Genomic DNA, 340 nt, shown 5'->3' with positions numbered 1-340 from the left:
ACGACGTCGGCGAGCGCGGCACCCAGAAAGTCGGTGCGGCTCGGGCAATCTCGGTTGTCGGCGCTGCGCAGATCCGCGGCGAGCCGCTGCGGTGAGGTGGTCGCGCCATGCTCCGCGGCGTCGGTCACGGCGGAGGTGGCGGCGCTTGGGGTCCACCCGGCGGGACGCCACCACCCGGGGGGCCACCGAACGGGCCACCCGGCGGGCCGCCCGACTCCGGGCCACCCGGCGGGCCGCCGGGCGCGGGGGGCGCCACAGTGATCGTCGTGGGCGGACCGACCGGAATGGTGATGCCTGGCGCCACTTCGATGGTCGGCTGGATGACGGTCTCCGACGGCGG

At 76.5% G+C, this 340-nt stretch carries 2 protein-coding genes; both read right to left on the bottom strand.

The window, feature by feature from the left end; translation table 11 throughout:
• On the bottom strand, positions 1-128 hold a 128-nt coding region (locus ACYQ8K_RS30245), incomplete at its 3' end, for a hypothetical protein (protein WP_459975070.1).
• On the bottom strand, positions 125-340 hold a 216-nt coding region (locus ACYQ8K_RS30240; RefSeq protein ID WP_459975067.1), incomplete at its 5' end, for a hypothetical protein. The genes ACYQ8K_RS30240 and ACYQ8K_RS30245, both read right to left, overlap by 4 nt.

This window comes from Mycobacterium sp. MUNTM1 (assembly GCF_054660795.1).
Note: the sequence above shows the minus strand (reverse complement) of the source record. Positions and strands in the feature narration are given on the sequence as shown.